Raw genomic sequence first — 15,722 nt, 5'->3', positions numbered from 1 at the left:
TTCTTTTAGAAACACGAACGACAGTCACTAAAAACCGCTCTTAGAGCGGTTTTTTATTTTGAATGAAACTCTGTTTCTAGTTCGCTGATAATAAGGTTGATACGACCTTCTACACCATTTGCTGCGATAAGGCTTAAGTTCTTTTTGCAACACCCACAAGTTTCAACTTGCTCTTGATACATATCGCGAATGGTGTGCTCAGAAAAGTCGTTGAAAGCGCCGCAGTATGGGCACATGTATTCTAGGGTTGTTTCGGGCTTCATATATTGTCCTTTTAAGCTTCATCCATATCCATATGGTGACTGCATATTTTAAGCTTCAGTGTTGAATGACTGCGTCTATTCGTACAGTAATACGATGCTATTTAGCAAATCGATTACTCTTACTAAATTATAGTCGTAAATTGATAGGTTGCCTGAGGAATACGCTAGAATCTCGCTAAGTTGCGGCAGAGTAAAAGAAAATACATTGTCCATTACTGGCCGCCGAAAAGAATAGGGGCTGAAAGTACCGTTATTGCTTTAGCCAATACTGTTGAAAGGGGGCGAGGGAGATTGTTGATTCGTTGCCGTTCAGTACGTTGCCGGTAAGTAAGTCGGTGGCGGGCTTGTGCCCAAGCGCACCGAGTAAGCCACCGGTTATTTGCTGTGATTGTTCGCTAAAATTACAAATAGCCAATAGCTTTTCACCCGAATCGTTTTCTCTTATATAAGCGAAGCAATGTTGATTGTCATTGTCCACAATGGTAGTACGTGATGCACCGAAGATAGGGTTACTACGTCTTATCGCTAACATGTTTTGCAGGCCTCGAAATACCAGCAAGCTGGCATCTTGTTCTGCCGTTAGCTGACTGCTTGGCTCAGAAAGCGCAAGTTCAGTATCTTGTTGAGTTATAGCAATCCTATTAACCCATCTGTCATCGTGGCGCTTTGAAGGGTCGTTCAAATAATCATAGTCGTTTAACTTAGCGAGCTCGTCACTTGAATACAGCAAGGGAATACCGCCGATACTAAAGGTAATGCCGTACATAAGAAGCATGCGCTTAATAGCATCTTCAATGCCTTGTTGGTCATTGGTGTCAAGTGCCCCTTCTAAGCCGCAAAGTGAGGCTAGAGAGCCACATACACGGCAATCGCCGTTAGATGGATTTTCAGCAAATGGTACACCATTAGCAAAGCTACCTTCGAACCTACCCGTAAAAAATTGATTTAAAAAGAAACGGTGGTCATGCGGGTTCACGCCAAGCTCGTTGGCAATATTATCGTCAAACGTCCACCCAATATCATCATGGCAACGCACATAGTTAACCCAAGTGCATTCATCGCTAATCGAAAAGCTTTTTTGCATTGAGCGCGTCAACAGGCGTGTTTTACGGGTAGCCAAACTGTTCCACAACAATGCCATTAATAGCGGGTTATAGGAAAGTTGGCACTCGTTTTTACCAATGTATTTAACCACTTCATCGGGGTGCACAATGGCCTCAGACTTAAACACCACCGCTGGCGCAACAATTTGCAAGCAGGTGTTAAAGGCTTGAATGAGCAGATGGGCTTTTTCTTGATTTTCACAGTCAGTTCCCATTTCTTTCCAAATGAATGCAAGGGCATCTAGTCGCAGTGCTGCACAACCAATATTCGCAAGAAATAGCATTTCTCCGGTAATGGCATTAAACACCTCGGGGTTACTGTAATTTAAATCCCATTGAAAACTATTAAATGTGGTCCATACCCACTTTTGCATGTGTTCATTAAAAGTGAAGCTTCCACGCCTAACCTGAGGAAATATTTCTCGAAGCGTGTGCTCGAACTGATCTGGCAACGTGCGGTCGTTGAACAAGTAGTAGTAATGTTGGAACTGTTTGTTTCCCGCTAATGCTTCTTTCGCCCAATGATGCTCGTCTGACGTATGATTAAACACAAAATCGAGGACGAGATTTATTCCCTCTTTTTGTAGTGTGGCCGCTAGCGACTCAAGATCTTCCATAGTCCCTAAGCAAGGGTTCACTTTACGATAATCAGATACAGCATAACCGCCATCGCTGTCTCCTTTAGGTGAATCGTAAAGCGGCATTAAGTGTAGATAGGTTATCCCGAGCGCTTTGTAATAAGGAATACGCGTGTGTAAATCTTTGATGGTTGGGCCAGCAAGGTCTACGTAAAGCGCCATACCTACTTGGTTTTCATCTTTGTACCAGTTAGGAGATTGAAGTCGAAGGTTATCTATTTTTTTCAGCGCAGGTTTGCGGTTTTTAACACCGTCACGCAGCACATTGATAAGCTGTTGAAGATGAAAGTAACAGTCGAACTGGTGGCCGTAAATAGTGATGTATTTATCGAATAAGTCGCCAAAATGCGTTTTAACTCGGCGAGTAAATAAGGCGGCATCTTTTTTAGTTAGCATAGATAAATCAGTGCTTGCCATAATACGATTTAGGCAAACATTACTATCAGCGGCATAGTTCATAGCTTGTTCCATTTTATTACCTTAAAACTACCTTACAAAAAGCGTGGCAAAGTAAACTCAGTTTAATTTGCGTTTTCGACAATTCTAGCGAAAATTGTCACGACGAACTTAATCGATTAAGTTGTATTGTAGTTTAGGTTTGCAAATGAATCTACTTATCTGTTTAGTACCATACCCTTCATTGTTTGATGTACTGCGAAAACCTTTAAATATTAGCGGCATAAAGTCTTAAAAAAAGCAGGCTAAGCCTGCTTTTTTTTTATCTAATAGTGCAGAGGTACATTTCGTACCAAGCCGGTTACACAGAAACACTTACATAAAACTACATTTCATAGAGTTCAAGCGGTAAACCGTCGGGGTCAGCGAAAAAGGTAAACCGTTTCCCGGTGTATTCATCTGCGCGAATGGGCTCACATTGCACCTTATTTGTGGCTAAATGCGCAATGACCTCATCAATGTCGTCTACCCTGAACGCCAAGTGACGCAACCCCTGAGCCTCCGGCCTTGAGGGCCTCGCTGGCGCACCAGGAAACGAAAATAGTTCAAGTTGACCGCCATCGGGTAATGCTAAATCGCACTTGTATGATTTTCTCGCTTCGCGATAATTTTCAGCAATAACGCTAAGGCCAAGAATGTCGGTATAAAAGCGTTTAGACGCAGGGTAGTCGCTACAAATTAGCGCGACGTGGTGAATTCCTTTTAACATAAGTAAACTCCGTTAAAGCATGACCCGAGGGTGCTGCACACAATCATACCCTATGGCATCTCTTGTCCACGAGCGGTTTCAAGCAATAAGTACCAATGTTCGCGAGTCAGTTTAACATTCATTGCTTTATGACAAGCTTTTATACGCTCAATATTGGTTGTACCGAGCACCGGTTGAATATTGGTAGGATGGCGCATTAACCAAGCTAATACGATGGCTTCTGGGCTAGTCTCGTATTCGGCGGCCAGAGAGTTGACTAATGCAGCCGTAGCGGCATCAGTATCGTTGTGGGTACTGGCGCCCGTATACTTGCCTTGTGCCAAGCTTCCCCATGCCTGAAGTTGCACTTTGTTCATCATGCAATACTCAAGTGTACCTGGTGCATAACCAGAGTTACGGTTTGCCGGGCTATTAGTGGTAACACCATCTTCTAGCCAGTCTCGAAACGCTAAGCTCATCTCCAATTGGTTCGCCACAATTGGGCTTGAAAGCGCCGATTGAAGGTACGCCATTTGATGCCCATGCATGTTTGAAACGCCAACGTGCTTTATCTTACCTTGTTGTTGCAAGGAAGAAAGCGTGGTAGCAACTTCGTCCAATTCCATTAACGGATCGGGGCGATGAAGCAGCAAAATATCAAGTTGCTCAATGTTCAAACGCTGCAAGATACCTTCTACCGAAGATTCAATCCATTTTGCTGAGAAATCGTAGCGCTTTGGTCCTAAATCATCTTCGAATCGTATCGCACACTTAGATTGCAGAATCATACGTTCTTTCAGCGACGGGTTTTCTTTTAAAACCTTGCCAAACACTGTTTCAGCTTTGCCAAAAGTATAGATATCTGCATGATCGAACACATTTATATCAAGAGCCAATGCTTGTTCTATTACCTGGTGTGCTTGTAACACATGTTCTTTTGTTGCTGCTTCGTTGTTCCAGCCACCACCAAGGCCCATGCAGCCATAGACGAGTCTGCTTGCGTTTGGGAAATAGTTTTGCATCTTATACTCCAAATAAATGTGCAACTGCGTTGGCAGTCACAATAACGTGCTATTTTGCTAAAGTAAGCCATATATAGATGAAGCTAGGGGATTAGTCGATGTTTAACACATTGAATACGTATGAAGGTATTTTTCGCCGATTGTTTAGCCAGCATAGTAAAAAATGGTTTAGTGTAGCCATGTTATTTACGTTGGTTGGATGTACATCAATACCAGATGGCATCAAGCCGGTGGAAGGATTTGAGTTAGACCGCTATTTAGGTCAGTGGTACGAAGTAGCGCGCTACGATCACAGTTTTGAAGAGGGGCTATCCAATGTGACGGCCACCTACGCTATGCGCGGCGATGGTGGCGTAAAGGTTATCAACCGAGGTTATTCTCAAGAAGAAGCAAAGTGGGATGAGGCTGAAGGGAAAGCTTATTTTGTATCAACGGCCGATACTGCGCATTTGAAAGTATCATTTTTTGGTCCTTTCTATGCCAGTTATGTTGTGATGGCATTAGACAAAGAAGACTATCAATATGCCATGATAACAGGGCCTGATAGAGACTATTTGTGGATATTAGCGAGAGAAAAGACCTTACCTCAAGAAACTATCGACGCCCTTTTAGCCCAAGCTACGCAGAACGGCTTCGATACTAGCAAATTGATTTGGGTCTCTCACGACACGCCTTGATAGTGAGAAGCAGACGTTTTTGCCAGCCCCTATTTAGTCGAATTGTGGTATACTTTGCGGCAAAATATTGTAGGGACATTTGCTGTGCTTCAAGAAGCTGTTTTCAATCGAGCGGATAACGCTTGCGAGTTGTGTAAGAACACCGAAAATTTAGACGTTTACATGGTACCCGAGTCACCAGATGAAACTGCTGGCTGCGCGATACTTACTTGCCAAACCTGCCGAGATCAACTTAACAGTGAAGCCGACATAGACGCCAACCACTGGCGTTGTCTTAATGACGCCATGTGGTCACCCACACCCGCAGTTCAAGTGGTTGCTTACCGTATGCTTAATAAAATAAGCGGTGAAAGCTGGGCACAAGATTTGTTAGACATGGCCTACTTAGAAGACGATGTTAAACAGTGGGCTGAAGCGGGACTTATTGAGCAAGAAGCGACGCTTGATTGTAACGGTGCTGCACTGCAAGCTGGTGATAATGTGCACCTTGTTAAAGATCTTACCGTGAAGGGAGCTGGCTTTACGGCGAAGCGCGGTACACCAGTAAGAGGCATTAGCCTAAGCGATAATCCTTTGCATATTGAAGGTAAAGTGAATGGTACCCGCATTGTTATTATCGCGGCTTATACAAAAAAATCTTAATTGGTCTTAAAGAAGAGAGCTTTCGGTTATGCAAACGCTAACGATTAGAACCCCCGATGATTGGCACTTACATTTTCGTGACAACGAAATGTTAGCAGAAACTGTCCCAGCTACAGCCCGTTGTTTCCAGCGTGCCATTGTTATGCCCAACTTAGTTCCACCTGTGGTGAATGCAAGTATGGCGGTTGATTACAAACAGCGGATAGAAGCGGCTCGCCCAGCCGGCAGCAACTTTGAACCTCTAATGACTCTCTTTTTGACGAACACCACATCAGTACAAGATATTGCTGATGCGAAGTCCGCTGGCGTAACGGCGTGTAAGCTATACCCAGCTGGCGCAACGACCAATTCAGATGCTGCAGTAAAAGGTATCGAGGCGTTATACCCTGTTTTTGAAGCCATGGAGGCTCACGGGTTACTACTGCTTATCCATGGTGAAGTTACCGAATCGCATATTGATATCTTCGACCGTGAAAAAGTGTTCATCGATACGCACTTGTCACCTATCGTGGCGGCTTTTCCGAACTTAAAAGTAGTATTTGAGCATATTACTACCGCAGACGCAGCAGCTTTTGTGGTAGATGCTAGCGCCAACGTAGGAGCGACAATCACTCCGCAGCATTTATTGTTAAATCGCAATGACTTACTGGTTGGTGGGGTTCGACCACACAACTATTGCTTGCCAGTGTTAAAGCGAAATACACATCAAAAAGCACTGCAAGATGTGGTCGCCAGCGGTAACAGCAAATTCTTCTTAGGTACTGATTCAGCACCTCATGCAAAGCATAAAAAAGAGAACGCGTGTGGTTGTGCAGGTTGCTACAGCGCATGGTCTGCCATCGAACTTTATGCCGAAGTGTTCGAGCAGTTGGGCGCATTAGATAAGTTAGAAGGGTTCGCCAGTAACTACGGTGCCGATTTCTACGGATTACCAAGAAACAACACAACAATGACGTTAGTAAAAGAAGCGTGGACAGTACCTGAAGAGGTCACGTTGGCTGATGGTACCGATATGGTGCCTTTCTATGCAGGGCAGACGCTTCAATGGAAACTAAAAGATACTTTCCAAACACGTTAGCCAGACTAACCAAATGCCTTGTACTGCTTGTGCTAGTGATAAATTCGGTAGCGCATCCAGCAGTTCGGGCAGAAAACGCAGTAATACAGGTGTCTTCTGTTGAAGACGCCAGTACGCATTTTGAATGGCTAAGTCATTATCAGCAACGTTTAGTCAAAGAGATTGCCTTATTAGCGGGTTATCAAACGCAGTTCGATTTACCTGAATCTTCAGTTATCGGTGCAACTACCGATTCAAAAGCCGCTGGTCATTTTGAGGGGCTCATGCCTTCGCCCCGTCTATATGCTGGAGTGCGAAGAACCCCAGAAAATGAGCATCAGTATTACTGGGTGACCGCCATTGCGGCATTTGCATGTGAAAAAGCGGTGTCAGTGTGTAGTAATAATACAGGGGCAGGTAACGGAAACGTTAGTCTAAGCTACGTAGCCTTAAAAAATAGCGAAGAAAATAAAACGTTAGCAGAATCTCTCTCCTTAGCGGCGAGTGAATATAAAGTGTCTGCTGACTATAAAGAACTACAACATAGCGTTGCTGAGAAACTCGGCACATCAAAGCATGTGTTTTCATTCGGTATTTTGAGCTTTGTTGGCGAGTTGAACGTTGATTCCAGCGATTTGTGGATCATTTCAGATTTGGTTCCGCTTTTCAGTGAAGTGGGTGAGCATAATGAGTTAGAAGGTATTGCTGCTGATTTCGTTAGAGATGTATTGGATGATGCGGGTATTGCTTCACCCATACTCTACGCCCCTTGGCAGCGCATCGCGAAAGAAGCGATTTCCAAGCCAAATGTACTGGTTTTTTCTATCGTTCTCACTGCGCAAAGAGAGCCTGTATTTCATTGGATTTCACCTATATCCCGTAATCTGCATGGTTTGTTTGGTATAGATCAACACTCATACCGCAATATCGATGACGTTCCTTCTACAATGCGGGTGGGTACGTTAAAGAATGATTACCGTTTCGAGGTGGCTAGTGCAAGGGGCTTCCACACGGTGGCGTACGGTAGCTGGAAGGAAATAGTGAATGCGCTTTTAAGCAATGAGGTGGATGTCATCTTTGCTTCTCAAGGTGCTATAGATTTCGGGTGTGTTGATAAGACACGGTGTAACGATATAAAACAAGTCGCACCATATAAAGTGTCTTCAGCCTACTTGGCATTATCTAAACTCGATACGTCGCTGGTGTTAGTAGAAATGCTTAAACTCACGTCAGCGAAAATTAAAAAAAGTAAGAAATTTAGGCAAACTTCTCAACAATGGAGTGAAGCCGTTCATAATAATCACAATGTTGCCCATCATATTGAAAATGGTGTTGTGCATCTTTGGAAAAAACAGAAATGACAATTGAAACAATAAAGCAGTTGGAAATAAATCCAGCGATTACAAAAGCGTTAGATGCACAAGGTATTTTTACCTTATCGCCTATTCAAGCACAGTCTTTACCTCATGCATTAGCGGGAAGCGATGTTATTGGGCAAGCGCAAACAGGCAGTGGTAAAACGCTTTGCTTCGTAATACCGGCGCTTGAAAAGATTGACCCTACATTATTTGCCACTCAAGTACTGGTATTGTGCCCCACGCGAGAGTTGGCAGATCAAGTTGCCGTGCAGTATAGAAATGCTGCAAAGCAAATTGGCAATATAAAAGTGATGACCATTTGTGGCGGCCAACCTATGGGTCCTCAAATTCAGTCGCTTAAGCACGGCGCTCATGTTGTAGTGGGCACGCCTGGTCGCGTGATGGAGCACGTAGAGAAGCGCAGGCTGATGCTAAAAGATGTACGTTTACGCGTGCTTGATGAAGCCGACCGCATGCTAGACATGGGCTTTGAAGATGACTTAAAAGTCATTTTTTCACCGATGAAGAAGGGCGTACAAACGTTACTGTTTTCTGCTACTTATACGGAAGAAATTGAGCGTATTGCCGATCAGTATTTAACCGAACCAGTGATTTGTAAGGTTGAAAGTGATGAGTCGAACAAACCGTCGATTACTCAAATTGGTTACAACGTACTTGCGCACACACGAATACAAACGCTCAAAGCAATTCTTACCGATTCTCAGCCTAAAACGGCTATCGTGTTTTGTAACCGTCGGGTACAAGTGACCGAAGTGGTCGCGTCGTTACTTGAAGATGGCTTTAGCGCAGCAGGTTTACAAGGCGAAATGGAGCAGTACGAGCGTACAGCAGTTCTTAATCAGTTCGCTAGTGACGCACTACAAGTGCTGGTTGCTACTGATGTAGCCGCACGTGGGCTTGATATTGATGATATTCCTTGTGTAATTAACTACACAGTGAGCGAAGAGCCGGAAACACATATTCACCGTATTGGGCGTACCGCTCGTGCGGGCGCTGAAGGTACAGCAATAACGTTAGTGGGCGACGAGGAAGAACATTTCTTGCGTAAAATTGAAGTGCTACAAGGTACTGATATTCCGCTAAAAGGTGCACAAGGCTTACGTTTCCATAAAAATCGAATCATCCAACCTGAATTTAGCTGCATTTCACTGAGTGCAGGTAAAAAGCAAAAGCTTCGTCCTGGCGACTTAGTTGGTGCGCTTACTAAAGATGCAGGCATACCAGGCGATGATGTAGGCAAAATTGCGGTGCAAAATAGCCAAAGCTTTATTGCGGTTAAGTTGCGTAGTGTAAAGCGTGCTATGAATCACTTCCGCGAAGGTAAAATTAAAGGCAAACGAGTAAGAGCGCGTAAGTTATAGGTGATATCAACTATAATAGCCTAAGCGTATAGAACAAATGCTATGCAAGTATATTTAACGAGTTCAATAGGCAGAGTAAAGGCGATTTCATGTCAGGCGAAACAGATTTAAATACCTTATTGCAAACACTTCAGCCAGTGTTAAGCATTGAAGCGTTTGTATTTGTGAGCGTGCCTTACGCTGTTTCGCCAACTCAACTGGCCAATGCCTTAATGGTGTATAAAGAAGATGAAGGTACAACCCTTATTCTTGAATCATCTTTTGCAAGTAACGAAGGCTTTGCTGTAGACATTACCTTTAAGCGCATCACGTGCAATGTCCATTCAAGTTTAGATGCGGTAGGTATGACCGCAGCAATGTCGGCTGCTCTTACGCGGGCTAATATTAGCGCGAATGTGGTAGCTGGCTATTATCACGACCATATTTTCGTTCCGGTTGGCCGAGCCGATGAAGCCATTGCAGTATTGCTTGAATTGGCCAATCCTTCATAAGCCATAAGCCTCACGCATTCCCCCTAAAGCGCAAACCCTTAATCCGTCAGATTCAGAACAAAAGCTAGCTAGCGCTCGAACCTTGATAACTAACCGCCCCTTTCACGATAAAAAATTGTGCAAGGTAGTATGTTGTCATTACTAGGAAGCTAGATAAGGGAAAGGGTTCTTTAAATAGGGAATGCGCCAGAATACTGTCAGAGCAAATAAAGCAAAAAGCGCCTAATACGATGGTGTTACTCATGTTAAATACTAGCGCAGTGATCCCCATTAAAGATATAGCCGCTAAGTACACGCACACAGGTACAAATAGCTGCCCAGTACTGGGCAATATATGGCGTCCAATAATGAGAGCAAAGACAATAACCCCGAGCACGCCTACTAAGCGCCATCGGTTTAACGAGTTGTTCATAGTCGACAAGCTCATAGTCCCCTGCGTGCAAAAACTCACGATGTAAATAATGTGGGCAACTAAAAAGCTAATTAGCCCAAATATAAACCCGTTTTCAAGCTGTATTGCTAGGAATACATCGCCACATCCACTGGCAATAATAGCCAATGAAATGAGCTGGCGAAAGCGACCTTGTAGCATCGTTATGCTAGTAACGAGCAATATGCAAATAGGCAATACCTTAGGCAAAAACTGAAAAGGGTAAGAAGCTAACGTGAGGGTGAGGAGATAAAAGCAACTTGTTATTAAAAATAGAAGATAAAGGTTTGCGCCGTTCAAGTAGTGGCGTAAATGCGAGGCAAACTTCATAGTATTAAGCTCCGAAAAACCATAGTAAATCTGCAGCTATCAGGCCAACGTGGCTAGCGAATCAATGCTATCGATTTTCGTACGATTTAGGCACGATTCAAACATTCAATGCAGATATAAAAAAGCGACAATGAATGAATTGCCGCCTCTTCAATAACACTATCCAATACCTATTACCAAATTTTTACGCGCTCTTCTGGCGGTAAATACAAATCATTTTCCTCGGTAACATCAAACGCCTCGTAAAATTCAGGAACGTTGCGCAATGCACCGTTAGTACGGAATTTTGTTGGTGAGTGGGTGTCGGTTTGAATTTGGTTGCGTAAGGCTTCATCACGATACTTGCTTGCCCATACTTGGCCGTAACCAATAAATACGCGCTGATCGCCAGTGTAACCGTCAATAACAGGGGCTTCTTCACCCTCTAAGGTTAAGTGATAGGCTTTAAGCGCAATACTAATACCGCCCAAGTCGCCAATGTTTTCCCCAAGGGTGTATTCACCGTTAACGAAGAGTTCTGGCAGGGCTTCGAATTCGTTGAATTGCTCGACAAGTTTCGCCGTTCTCGCTTCAAATTCTTGTCGGTCTGTATCAGTCCACCAGTTTCGTAACGCGCCATCGCCATCAAACGTCGAACCTGAATCATCAAAACCATGACCAATTTCATGTCCGATAACGGCACCAATACCACCGTAGTTTACCGCGTCTTCTGCATTCATATCGAAAAATGGCGGCTGAAGTATGGCTGCTGGGAAAACAATTTCATTCGCCGTTGGGTTGTAGTAAGCATTAACGGTTTGAGGCGTCATACCCCACTCATGCTTCCATACTGGGCCGCCTTGTTTCTTGAGCATTTCTTCGTAGGCAACATCAGCCGAGCGCTTTAAGTTACCAAATAAATCACTGCCTTTAACGACCAGCTGAGAATAGTCTTTCCACGTATCGGGGTAACCAATCTTCACGGTAAATTTAGATAGTTTGTCTAACGCCTGCTCACGCGTTTCGTCTGTCATCCAATCTAGTTTTTCAATACTGTCTTTATATGCCAGTAAAAGATTGCTCACCATCTCGGTCATGCGCTCTTTTGCTTCAGGCGGGAAGTATTGTTTCACGTAAACTTTACCGATAACTTCACCTACATGGGCATTAGAAAGGCTAACAGCTCTGCGCCAGCGTGGCTCAGGCTCTTCAACTCCGCGTAATGTCTTGCTGTAAAAATTGAAATTAGCGGTGTCGAAATCTTCACTCAAACGGCTGGCTGAGGCATTAAGTAAGCCCCATTTTAAGAATACCTTCCAATCTTCCAATGAGGTTTCAGTAATGAAAGTATCCATTTGCTTCATGAAATCAGTTTGAAGAAATACAATACTGTCTACATCGTCTAATTCCATTTTTTTAAGAAATAATGACCACGGGAAGTTAGGCATAAGAGTGCTTAGTTCTGACACAGGCACTTTGTTGTAGTTAGCCGCCCAATTACGTACTTCCTCTTTCTTCATATGAAGCTCAGCAATACGGCTTTCCATATCAAACAACATTTGTGCGTTATCTGATGGCGCATCAAATTCAGCGAGGGTAAACATGGTTTCAATATGTTTAACGTAGGCATCGCGGATTTCTTGTGATTTGGTGTCGTCTTTAAAATAGTAATCGCGCTCAGGCAGGCCAAGGCCAGACTGCCATGTATAAATCATATAAGATTCTGGCGATTTGAAATCTGCATTTTGACCAACGTTGAAAGGGGTCACATAGCCGTACCGGATGGCATAGGCAAAGTATGCAGCTAATTCATCGTAATTAGTGATATCTTCAATTTTTTCAATGTCGGCATTAATTGGACTTATACCCAACTCATTAAGCGTATCCGTGTCCATGTAAGCACGGTAGAAGTCGCCCACTTTTTGCTCATCGGTACCATCTGCGAAGTCGCCTTCGGCAGAGCTTTTAATAATTTTCATCACATGGTCTTGAGATTCATCACGCAAAATCGTGAAAGCGCCATAACTTGATTTGTCGGCTGGGATCTCAAGGTTATCCACCCACGTGCCATTCACGTATTGGAAAAAGTCGTTGCCTGGATCGGCCGTTAAATCCATGTTTTCTTTGTTCACGCCTGACTTCAACTCTTGCTGTTGCGATACAGCGGTTGGCGCTTGGCTTTCTGGTTGTGTGTTTTGCGGACTACATGCGGTTAGTGCTAATGCAACACTTAAGCTAACTACGCTTTTCAACATGGATTGTTATTCCTATTTTATAAGCTTGTGTGTGAACCAAGTCGTTATTAATTTATGTCGTTAAGTTCATATCTCGTTGGCTGAATACTGACCCATGGCCTATCGAATAAGACATGAAAGACAGTATTCTCTTACGTTAATATTTATCACGCCCCTTCCATTAGAAAAAGCACTTATAGTGAAAATACATAGCTTGTAACAACTTCTGTGTGTAATTTCGATATATTGACCACATAGGGCAGGCAAATCCACCTTTACACTCCATTTAACGCTGAAGGAATTTACATGATTCAATTCGATACCGTGTCACCTTGCGAGTACGCCGATGCATTGCCACGGGAGCAGTTTATGGATTATAGAATTAAGCCGTTATGGCAGCCTATACCACGTATTGCTGGCCCTGCGTTTACAGTGAAATGTGAGGCAGGAGATCACCTTATGCTTCACGCGGCCATTTATCGCGCTAACGCCGGCGATATCATCGTGGTTGAAGCTGATGATAAATTCGCGGTGGCGGGCGGTAACGTGTGTGCAATTGCGCAGTCTAGAGGCATTAAAGGGTTTGTTATCGACGGTGTTATTAGAGACTTAGCAGAAACTAGAGAAAATCAATTCCCTGTCTTTGCCCGTGGTGTAGTGCCTAAGCCAGGTGCTAAAAAGTGTACATCGCCCCTTAATCAGCCCATTCAATGTGGTGGCGTGACAGTGAATGCCGGTGACATTATTGTGGCTGACGAAGAGGGTATTGCGGTAATTCCACAAGCGCAAGCACAAGAAGCTTTTGATATAGCCTTTGCCCGTGGTGAGAAAGATGCAGCCATGACACTTGAGCAGTGGCAAGCGCAGCATAGTGCAAAGGTAGAGAGCATTCTGACAAACTTAGGCTACAAAGAGGAGTAAGCCGATGTTTTAAACCCGAGCATTGAACATATCGTGTAGAATGATGTAATTAAACGCAGTTGATGTAGAACGACACGAGTTATGTTGCATGTTTTCATTTTTTGAACGATTAACACAGCCTTTCCCTAAAGCCCCACCAGGGCAACCTCCAACAGGTATTGTTGCCTTTTGTAAGTACTACACCCAAGGAATGTGGGGCGTTATCGCAACCGTCTCTATTTTAAGTGCCATTGTTGCGGTACTTGAAGTCGCGCTGTTCGGTTTCTTGGGCCAATTGGTAGATTGGTTTTCAGAACAAAATCGAGAAACTTTTTTAGCCGAGCAAAAATGGACCTTAATTGGCATGGCGGTTACCGTGCTGGTGCTGATTCCAGGCTTTATCCTGTTACGCTCACTGTTTTCACGCCAATCGCTTATGGGAAATTTCCCGATGCGTATTCGCTGGCAAGCCCACCGCTATTTATTAGGCCAAAGCTTAACTTTTTTTCACGATGAGTTTGCGGGTCGCGTGGCCACTAAAGTCATGCAAACCGCGCTATCGGTACGTGAAACCGTAACCAAAGTCCTCGATTTACTGGTATACATTAGCGTTTACTTTATTTCTATGGTGGTACTGGTGTTCAGTACCGATTGGCGCTTAGCGGTGCCGCTTGTGGTGTGGTTCTTTGTGTACATGTTCATCTTGCGCATGCTGGTACCCAAGCTTAAAGAAGTGTCACAAAAACAGGCCGATGCTCGCTCTATGATGACGGGTCGAATTGTTGACAGTTACACCAATATCACGACAGTAAAGTTATTTTCTCATAGCCGCCGCGAAGCTGACTACGCCAGAGAAAGCATGGATGGCTTTTTAAAAACGGTGTATCCACAAATGCGTTTGGTAACGGTATTAGAGTTTTGTGTAGAAATGTCGAATGCCATATTGGTATTTACCATTGGCGCACTGTCTGTGTATTTGTGGATGGAAAACTTGGCTACCCCTGGGGATATTGCCATTGCGATTAGTTTGTCTCTTCGCCTAAATGGTATGTCGCATTGGATCATGTGGGAAGTATCGGGCCTGTTTGAAAATCTAGGCACGGTGCAAGATGGTATGAATACCCTAGCCCAACCTATTGCAGTGAAAGATAATCCTAAAGCCACGGCGCTTAGTGTGCAGGGCGGTGGTATTAAGTTCGATAATGTGGACTTTAACTACGCAGGTGCAGATAACCAACCCATCGATGTATTTTCTAATCTAGAGCTTGCCATTCACCCGGGTGAGAAAGTGGGCTTGGTAGGGCGCTCAGGCTCAGGCAAGTCCACGTTAGTTAATTTGCTGATGCGATTTTACGATACCCAATCGGGGCGCATTGTTATTGATGGGCAAGATATAACCCAAGTTGGCCAAGAAACCTTGCGGGCTAAAATTAGCATGGTGACGCAAGATACGTCGCTTATGCACAGGTCAGTACGTGACAACATTCTTTATGGGCGCACCAATGCCAGCGAAGAAGAAATGATAAACGCCGCCAAGCTATCAGAAGCTCATGAGTTTATTCTTACGCTCACTGACAGCCAAGGAAGAACAGGCTACGACGCCCATGTTGGGGAGCGTGGCGTGAAGCTATCGGGCGGGCAACGACAACGTATTGCGATTGCTCGCGTGCTATTGAAAGACGCACCTGTACTAATCTTAGATGAAGCCACTTCTGCCTTAGACTCAGAAGCTGAAGCCGCTATTCAAGCAAGCCTAGATAAAGTGATGGAAGGTAAAACCGTATTGGCTATCGCGCATAGGCTTTCAACGATTGCGCAAATGGACCGATTATTAGTGTTAGAAAAAGGGCAGATAGTAGAGCAGGGTACACATGCCGAATTAATTGCGCATAATGGTATTTATGCCAAGTTATGGGCACATCAAACAGGCGGCTTTATTGGCGTGGAATAGTTTTTCACTGAGATAACGAGTTAAACGGCACAGTAAGTTGCAGAACAACTTGCACTGAGGGAATTACCACCAACATGGTTAACAAAAACCTTGTGCCGCTTGTTATCTTGAGTATAATACG

General features: G+C 44.1%; 14 protein-coding genes. 8 read left to right on the top strand and 6 right to left on the bottom strand.

All coding sequences use genetic code 11. The annotated features are described in order from the left end of the window. Positions 1 to 53 precede the first annotated feature (53 nt). The 4 genes from JKP82_RS09385 to JKP82_RS09370 all read right to left on the bottom strand — a co-directional run bounded on the left by JKP82_RS09385 (position 54) and on the right by JKP82_RS09370 (position 4,170). Complete coding sequence (locus JKP82_RS09385; protein ID WP_159533683.1) at positions 54 to 263, bottom strand: hypothetical protein; 210 nt, start codon at positions 261 to 263, stop codon at positions 54 to 56. A 250-nt stretch (positions 264 to 513) separates the two neighbouring features. Beyond that, entirely contained in the window at positions 514 to 2,463 is a 1,950-nt protein-coding gene (locus JKP82_RS09380) for an alpha-amylase family glycosyl hydrolase (protein WP_159534725.1), read from the bottom strand. Positions 2,464 to 2,785: 322 nt separating this feature from the next. After that, positions 2,786 to 3,169, bottom strand: coding sequence for an SMU1112c/YaeR family gloxylase I-like metalloprotein (gene gloA2 / locus JKP82_RS09375; protein ID WP_218396763.1), 384 nt, complete (start codon positions 3,167 to 3,169; stop codon positions 2,786 to 2,788). A 50-nt stretch (positions 3,170 to 3,219) separates the two neighbouring features. Continuing rightward, positions 3,220 to 4,170 carry an aldo/keto reductase gene (locus tag JKP82_RS09370; protein ID WP_218396761.1) on the bottom strand — a complete coding sequence of 317 codons (951 nt, stop codon included), beginning with the start codon at positions 4,168 to 4,170 and terminating at the stop codon, positions 3,220 to 3,222. A gap of 98 nt (positions 4,171 to 4,268) precedes the next feature. Here JKP82_RS09370 and JKP82_RS09365 point away from each other — a divergent pair, with 98 nt between their 5' ends. The 6 genes from JKP82_RS09365 (at position 4,269) to JKP82_RS09340 (ending at position 9,777) form a co-directional block, all read left to right on the top strand. Next, on the top strand, positions 4,269 to 4,847 hold the full coding sequence (locus tag JKP82_RS09365; protein ID WP_373996593.1) for a lipocalin family protein: 579 nt from the start codon (positions 4,269 to 4,271) through the stop codon (positions 4,845 to 4,847). An 84-nt stretch (positions 4,848 to 4,931) separates the two neighbouring features. After that, on the top strand, positions 4,932 to 5,489 hold the full coding sequence (locus tag JKP82_RS09360) for a PhnA domain-containing protein (RefSeq protein ID WP_159533677.1): 558 nt from the start codon (positions 4,932 to 4,934) through the stop codon (positions 5,487 to 5,489). A gap of 28 nt (positions 5,490 to 5,517) precedes the next feature. Further along, positions 5,518 to 6,567, top strand: a complete 1,050-nt coding sequence (gene pyrC / locus JKP82_RS09355; protein WP_159533675.1) for a dihydroorotase — start codon at positions 5,518 to 5,520, stop codon at positions 6,565 to 6,567. Next, on the top strand, positions 6,534 to 7,907 hold the full coding sequence (locus JKP82_RS09350; RefSeq protein WP_159533673.1) for a substrate-binding periplasmic protein: 1,374 nt from the start codon (positions 6,534 to 6,536) through the stop codon (positions 7,905 to 7,907). The genes pyrC and JKP82_RS09350 overlap by 34 nt, the downstream gene beginning before the upstream one ends. Continuing rightward, positions 7,904 to 9,286: an ATP-dependent RNA helicase DbpA gene (dbpA, locus tag JKP82_RS09345; protein WP_159533671.1), complete on the top strand. Its 1,383-nt coding sequence runs from the start codon at positions 7,904 to 7,906 to the stop codon at positions 9,284 to 9,286. The genes JKP82_RS09350 and dbpA overlap by 4 nt, the downstream gene beginning before the upstream one ends. Before the next feature lie 89 nt (positions 9,287 to 9,375). Further along, positions 9,376 to 9,777, top strand: coding sequence for an ACT domain-containing protein (locus JKP82_RS09340; RefSeq protein ID WP_159533669.1), 402 nt, complete (start codon positions 9,376 to 9,378; stop codon positions 9,775 to 9,777). Between the two features lie 64 nt (positions 9,778 to 9,841). Here JKP82_RS09340 and JKP82_RS09335 read toward each other — a convergent pair whose 3' ends face one another. Together JKP82_RS09335 and JKP82_RS09330 are read right to left on the bottom strand one after the other, a co-directional pair. After that, on the bottom strand, positions 9,842 to 10,537 hold the full coding sequence (locus JKP82_RS09335) for a lysoplasmalogenase (protein WP_159533667.1): 696 nt from the start codon (positions 10,535 to 10,537) through the stop codon (positions 9,842 to 9,844). A 173-nt stretch (positions 10,538 to 10,710) separates the two neighbouring features. Next, entirely contained in the window at positions 10,711 to 12,771 is a 2,061-nt protein-coding gene (locus tag JKP82_RS09330) for a M13 family metallopeptidase (protein WP_159533665.1), read from the bottom strand. A 285-nt stretch (positions 12,772 to 13,056) separates the two neighbouring features. Between JKP82_RS09330 and JKP82_RS09325 the strand changes: the two genes are divergently transcribed. Both JKP82_RS09325 and JKP82_RS09320 read left to right on the top strand, forming a co-directional pair. After that, complete coding sequence (locus tag JKP82_RS09325; RefSeq protein ID WP_159533663.1) at positions 13,057 to 13,671, top strand: RraA family protein; 615 nt, start codon at positions 13,057 to 13,059, stop codon at positions 13,669 to 13,671. A gap of 88 nt (positions 13,672 to 13,759) precedes the next feature. Beyond that, complete coding sequence (locus tag JKP82_RS09320) at positions 13,760 to 15,601, top strand: ABC transporter ATP-binding protein (RefSeq protein ID WP_159533661.1); 1,842 nt, start codon at positions 13,760 to 13,762, stop codon at positions 15,599 to 15,601. Positions 15,602 to 15,722 lie beyond the last annotated feature (121 nt).

The sequence above is a fragment of the Alteromonas lipotrueae genome (assembly GCF_019249215.1).
In the GTDB taxonomy this organism is placed as follows: Bacteria; Pseudomonadota; Gammaproteobacteria; order Enterobacterales; family Alteromonadaceae; genus Alteromonas; species Alteromonas lipotrueae.
The sequence above is the reverse complement of the archived record's forward strand: the minus strand, read 5'-3'. Positions and strand labels throughout refer to the sequence as shown.

Excerpts from the sequence above, each read along its gene's own strand:
- JKP82_RS09370 (WP_218396761.1), bottom strand. The coding sequence starts at position 4,170 with ATGCAAAACTATTTCCCAAACGCAAGCAGACTCGTCTATGGCTGCATG.
- gloA2 (WP_218396763.1), bottom strand. The coding sequence starts at position 3,169 with ATGTTAAAAGGAATTCACCACGTCGCGCTAATTTGTAGCGACTACCCT.
- JKP82_RS09385 (WP_159533683.1), bottom strand. The coding sequence starts at position 263 with ATGAAGCCCGAAACAACCCTAGAATACATGTGCCCATACTGCGGCGCT.
- JKP82_RS09330 (WP_159533665.1), bottom strand. The coding sequence starts at position 12,771 with ATGTTGAAAAGCGTAGTTAGCTTAAGTGTTGCATTAGCACTAACCGCA.
- JKP82_RS09320 (WP_159533661.1), top strand. The coding sequence starts at position 13,760 with ATGTTTTCATTTTTTGAACGATTAACACAGCCTTTCCCTAAAGCCCCA.
- JKP82_RS09350 (WP_159533673.1), top strand. The coding sequence starts at position 6,534 with ATGGAAACTAAAAGATACTTTCCAAACACGTTAGCCAGACTAACCAAA.
- JKP82_RS09325 (WP_159533663.1), top strand. The coding sequence starts at position 13,057 with ATGATTCAATTCGATACCGTGTCACCTTGCGAGTACGCCGATGCATTG.
- JKP82_RS09365 (WP_373996593.1), top strand. The coding sequence starts at position 4,269 with ATGTTTAACACATTGAATACGTATGAAGGTATTTTTCGCCGATTGTTT.
- JKP82_RS09380 (WP_159534725.1), bottom strand. The coding sequence starts at position 2,463 with ATGAACTATGCCGCTGATAGTAATGTTTGCCTAAATCGTATTATGGCA.
- dbpA (WP_159533671.1), top strand. The coding sequence starts at position 7,904 with ATGACAATTGAAACAATAAAGCAGTTGGAAATAAATCCAGCGATTACA.
- pyrC (WP_159533675.1), top strand. The coding sequence starts at position 5,518 with ATGCAAACGCTAACGATTAGAACCCCCGATGATTGGCACTTACATTTT.
- JKP82_RS09340 (WP_159533669.1), top strand. The coding sequence starts at position 9,376 with ATGTCAGGCGAAACAGATTTAAATACCTTATTGCAAACACTTCAGCCA.
- JKP82_RS09335 (WP_159533667.1), bottom strand. The coding sequence starts at position 10,537 with ATGAAGTTTGCCTCGCATTTACGCCACTACTTGAACGGCGCAAACCTT.